This is a genomic window from Aquimarina sp. RZ0 (assembly GCF_008370685.1).
Lineage (GTDB): Bacteria > Bacteroidota > Bacteroidia > Flavobacteriales > Flavobacteriaceae > Aquimarina.
Genome location: NZ_VTZU01000142.1, coordinates 1 through 5,137, shown reverse-complemented (window position 1 = coordinate 5,137; position 5,137 = coordinate 1). Strand labels below are relative to the sequence as shown.

5 protein-coding genes are annotated in these 5,137 nt (G+C 30.3%); 2 read left to right on the top strand and 3 right to left on the bottom strand.

Annotated features, from left to right (window positions below):
- Positions 1-146 precede the first annotated feature (146 nt).
- On the bottom strand, positions 147-497 hold the full coding sequence (locus F0000_RS28735) for an ISAs1 family transposase (RefSeq protein WP_149627693.1): 351 nt from the start codon (positions 495-497) through the stop codon (positions 147-149).
- Between the two features lie 759 nt (positions 498-1,256).
- Between F0000_RS28735 and F0000_RS26380 the strand changes: the two genes are divergently transcribed.
- Positions 1,257-2,786 carry a sulfatase-like hydrolase/transferase gene (locus F0000_RS26380; protein WP_188112300.1) on the top strand — a complete coding sequence of 510 codons (1,530 nt, stop codon included), beginning with the start codon at positions 1,257-1,259 and terminating at the stop codon, positions 2,784-2,786.
- Positions 2,787-2,932: 146 nt separating this feature from the next.
- A complete protein-coding gene (locus F0000_RS26375) occupies positions 2,933-3,481 on the top strand; it encodes a class I SAM-dependent methyltransferase (RefSeq protein WP_149627691.1) in 549 nt (182 codons plus the stop codon).
- A gap of 490 nt (positions 3,482-3,971) precedes the next feature.
- On the opposite strand, the gene F0000_RS26370 is transcribed toward F0000_RS26375, so the two are convergent.
- Positions 3,972-4,400: an ISAs1 family transposase gene (locus F0000_RS26370; RefSeq protein WP_188112299.1), complete on the bottom strand. Its 429-nt coding sequence runs from the start codon at positions 4,398-4,400 to the stop codon at positions 3,972-3,974.
- Positions 4,378-4,764: an ISAs1 family transposase gene (locus F0000_RS26365; RefSeq protein ID WP_149627689.1), complete on the bottom strand. Its 387-nt coding sequence runs from the start codon at positions 4,762-4,764 to the stop codon at positions 4,378-4,380. Before F0000_RS26365 ends, F0000_RS26370 begins: the two co-directional genes overlap by 23 nt.
- Positions 4,765-5,137: the final 373 nt, after the last annotated feature.

Genomic DNA, 5,137 nt, shown 5'->3' with positions numbered 1-5,137 from the left:
TCTTCCCAGTCATAAACTGTTCTAGAGCTTTCTTTTCTAATTCTTGCTGTTCTGTCTTTGTCATCTTATCTGAATAATGTGTAAATTAAAAATTTAGTATTCAGACAAGGTTATATTTACACTCTCGTTTACTAGGGCAAACACATTTAAAAAAGTATTAATTTCTCCCTATAATTTTTATTGATTAAAGCCCCAAATTTTCTTTGTGAGATACTTTTATTTACTGATTTTTCTTTTTTCAACAGTGTTAATACTGACTTAAAGATGATATTGAAATTTTCAGCAGAATTACCCATTCTCTTTTTTGAATCATCTTCTTTAAAAGCAACATCCAACACCCAATGTAATTGATTTTCATTGGACCAATGCTCTGTGATGGTTTTATTGAACTTCTCTGCCTCTTGATTTAAACTTGAAATGTAAAGTCTTCTTTCTGTTGTGGTTTTCTGGGTAGACTTACAATAGATCTCACTATCTATTGTTACAAATGTCTGGATTCCTTTCCCATTTTTCTATGCTGGCTTCAAAAATTAAGGGTGTACTATAAATTTCCATAAATGAGAAAAAAAGACCTAATTTTCGAAAAAACACTATCGATTTTAAGCAACGAGTTACGGCGATCTTGAAAAAATAATATTCAGCCGAATGCCTCATTAGCTTGCCCGAGGATTTTTACTTTTTCTGTATACCTCCAATGTAGAGCCTATGAGGATGTAATTAATTAAAAATGAGTTTTTTTTTAAACACTTCATTTTGAAAAGGTTTGAAAAATAAAACTTCTCAAAAGGTAGTCTATACAAATGATTTGTAGGGTTGTCTATTGCATTGATTGTTTTTATTACAAATATAATTTTGTAAATATTTAATGTATAATACGATTTACGGGTGAGAATTTCGTAAAAATAATGGCAAGGATTTTTCGCTAGATTGATGAATCAAATTAAAGAATAGCCATAGCTATTGTTTCATTTTATGAAGAAAATATAGTAGAAAAAGAATGTCATTAGATGCGAAATTTTTATTCGTAAATCGTATAAGACACCTAGAATACCAGCTATATGAAAACTAATTTTTTGAAGATACTTTTGTTTGTTTCACCAGCAATTTTAGGGCTTTTTTTTAAAGCTCTATTTAAAGAGTATAAAGTTGATTTACTCATAAATTTGTTTATTGAAACCGTATTATATTTGTTTCTTTTCCCTCTACTATTTTCTAATATCATTAAAACATATTATCTAAAAAAAATAGTACTTAGGATGGTAGTAATAATTTCTGGAGTTTCTATTTTTTTCGAGTCTCTATACTATTATTTATATGGAGCTAATGTAGGCCCATCAACCTTGTATTTTATTCTTCAAACTAATGAAAATGAAACTTTTGAATTTTTACAAAATAACATAGACGTTGTAATGATTGGCTTTACCTTTTGTTATTTTGTATCTTTTTATAGTAGTCTGAAAATGATCCCAAAGCTTATTGAATACTTGTCCTCTATAAAACTAAGATCTGATAAAATTTTTATATATGGATACGGTATTTTTTCTGTAGTACTTTTAAGTTATATATATTACTTTGATATTATTAATTACAATTTACCCTATCTGGCATCACGATCCATTATTGAACATTATAAATTCACAGATGATTTTGAAGATCTCGGATTTAAAAATAAAAATGGACACTTTAAAAAGACAACTCACAACAATCAAACTACTAATCAGGAAACCTATGTGATTGTTATTGGAGAATCTACAACAAAAAACCGCATGCAGTTATATGGGTATGCTAAGGAGACCAGCCCAAACTTAAGTGAGATACAAGATGATCTTTTTATTTTTGATGATGTAATCAGTCCTCATGTAGGCACTATTTTATCTCTCGGCAAGGTATTAACTACCAATGATGCAGAACAAAATTCTAAAAAAAATATTCAAAACCTGGGAGAATTATTAGAAGGAAAAGGGTACAAAAAACTTAACACTAAAGTAGGAAGTATTGTACAATTATTCAATCTTGCAGGATTTAAAACGTTTTGGTTATCAAACCAGAGACCTATGGGAATACACGAAAATCTCGTTACCGAAATATCAAAGGCTGCTGATACTAGTGAGTTTATTAATATTGCTAATTTTGATGAAGTAACTCCCTATGACCATGAGCTTTTACCTATATATGAAAAGGCATTGAAAGATCCTGCAAATAAAAAGGTGATTTTTTTACATCTGTTAGGAACTCATATGCATTATGAATACAGGTACCCTATTGATTTTGATTATTTTAAGACAGAAAATATAACTTTACTTGAAAAATTTATTTCAAAAAAACAGCATAACAAGTATATGGGCATCAAATATGATAATGCCATAAGGTATAATGATTACTTATTAAGAGAAGTTATTGAAAAAGTAAAAAACACCAATTCTTCTTCTTATGTATTATTCTTTTCGGATCATGGAGAAGAACTCAATCCTCCCAAAAATAATCCAGTCGGTCATTATTTTGAAGAACGCACTGCTTCTATGTATGAAATACCATTTGTAGTATGGCTTTCTCCCAAATTTAGAGAAAATAAAAATATTTCATATTGTCTAACCAACAAGTTTATGACCGATAATTTAATACACGCCATATCTGACCTCAGTAGTATCTCCTATGAAGGCTTAGATCTCAGCAAAAGTATTTTTAGTAAACACTTTAAAGAAAGATCGAGAATTATTATGCAAAATAAGGATTTTGATAACTATTTTTATTCATCCCAATTTAGAAATAGCTTGACAAAAAAGTAATGAATGCGTCGGGAATATTGATTTTAAGCCTAAAAAGATAGTTTTTGAGACATAATACCGTCATTTTTTCTTTTATTGTCATATTTTCAGGTTTTATATTTTAAACCTTTGAGGTTATAGAATACAATATTATAATTATTTAATTTATGAATTTTTCATCATTAGAATATATCAATACATTAAGAGAGAGTGGAACCGTTTTACAAAGTTCAAAGTATCTTATAAACAGGTGTCTCAAAAATATTGCCTTTGATAAAGCAAAAGTAATTGTCGAATTAGGAATGGGAAATGGTTGTATTACTAAAGAAATATTAGAACGATGCGACAATAACACTACTATAATTTCTTTTGAAGTAAATAAAAAATTTTGTTCTTATTGTCAAAATAAGTTTAAAAATAATCTTTCATTAAAGATATTAAATAAATCAGCATTCGATTTTCAAGATATACTTGAGCAAAATAACATTTCTGAGGTAGATTATATCATATCAAGCCTACCCATTTCATTGTTTGATAAAAATGATACGACAAAATTATTGACAAATCTTAAAAAAACATTAAAAAAAGAAGGGCATTTTATTCAATATCAATATAGTCTTAATCATTTAAAACTGATAAAAAACATATTTCCGAAAGTTACTGTGGATTTTACGATGCTTAATATACCACCAGCTTTTATATATAATTGTGCCTGATTGTAAATTCTTGCTAATCTCGTTCTATTCAATACTGGGGTCAAGCGGCCTTTTATGCTATTTGAGTTTGGTTTTACTGAATGGTTTTTAACCATTAAAGGCTATGCCGGGAAACCAAAAACGTTTGATTTATAAGATATTAATCTGAAGAAGAATTCTAAAAGGAGAAACAATTCCTTACAGTGAAAAGATATTTTCTTTATTTGAAAAACCATGCCAAATGAATCAATAAAGGCAAAGCAGGAGTCATTGCAGAATTGGGAGAGAAACATTTGATATTACTGACCAGCACCATTTATTGTCTACTACGGTTTGATAGAAGAGATACTCTGGATATTGAGTTTGCCCTGAAAGTAGCTGAAAGCTTAAAACAACAATACATCAGTATCCTCCAGAATCAAAAACAGCTCTATTCAATCAAAAGGTCAATATGCTCTGGAATCCAACAAATCCAATCCAAAGGGGTTAGCTTGGTTCAGGATAATTGATCTCAATACTTTACTAAAAGGCATTGAGTTGTTCTTTTGGGGGTCTGCCCAAAGGTTTCCCACCTAATACTGTCCAATTTTACAATACATTCTAGGTTTTTCCATTTCTTGTCCAAGTTCACAAACTTAAAGTCAGAAATGATACTACAGGTTCTGGTTTCTATCCTACCGTGATCCAGATCCATATCGGTAACAGATAGGGTTTGTTTTGAGAATTTGAATTCATCCTGAATCTCTTGCAATAACCCAGCCTGGTTTCCCTTGACCGCCAAAATATAGTCAGCTTTGTTTTCAATGATCTTATCGACAATAGCGACTTGTGTCCCCATGGCATCTATGGTCACGGTTACCCCAGAAATATCCAACGCTTCTATAAGTTCTGGAATGGCTGTGATTTCATTGGATTTTTCAGCTGTTTTTACCTGACCCAACACCATATTGTTTTGACAGGCCCAAGCACTCACTCATATGGATTGGGGATTTCATCCCATTTGATTTTGCACCCCGGACAGTCTTACCATCAAAAGCAATGATCTGTCCTTTACTTTCACTACACAGACTAGCTACCCATTGGGTAAAGTATTTTTCAAACTCAACACTATCAATTGCAGAAAATAATCTGTTTATAGTATTCTCAGAAGGTATCCCATTGGGCAGTTCGAGAAAAGTTTTAATAAATTCTTCTTTTGACTTGGCAAACCCTACCATTTGTTTCCAGGTTTCTACCCCACAAATTACTGAAATTATCCCGATAAGCAGGATGTCAATAAACTTATGAAGTTGGTTTAATACGATTTATAACTAAAAATTTCGCATATTCATCGTTTCTTTTTCCTTTCTACTTCGTTTAAAAAATAAACCGTAGCTATAGCTATGCTTGATTTTTTTGCCTTGCATAAAGAAAAAATAATTCAATGAATTTATACGAATTTTTTAATCACAAATCGTATAAATGGCTTCTAGGATCTTCTGTCTGACTAAAAATTGACTGTAGTGAATCTGTGTTTTCAACATTGTATTATATTGATTATAAGTACAATATCCCCTTTTTGGAGCTAAAAAGTAACTATTCACCGGATTGTATTGTTATCCTTTGATTATTTGGAATTTAGTTTAAAATTTCAGATTTTAGTAATCCTAATGACAGACAAGGAATTTATCGCCCAAC

Coding starts and splice junctions, on each gene's coding strand:
- F0000_RS26380 (WP_188112300.1), top strand. CDS start 1,257: ATGGTAGTAATAATTTCTGGAGTTTCTATTTTTTTCGAGTCTCTATAC.
- F0000_RS26375 (WP_149627691.1), top strand. CDS start 2,933: ATGAATTTTTCATCATTAGAATATATCAATACATTAAGAGAGAGTGGA.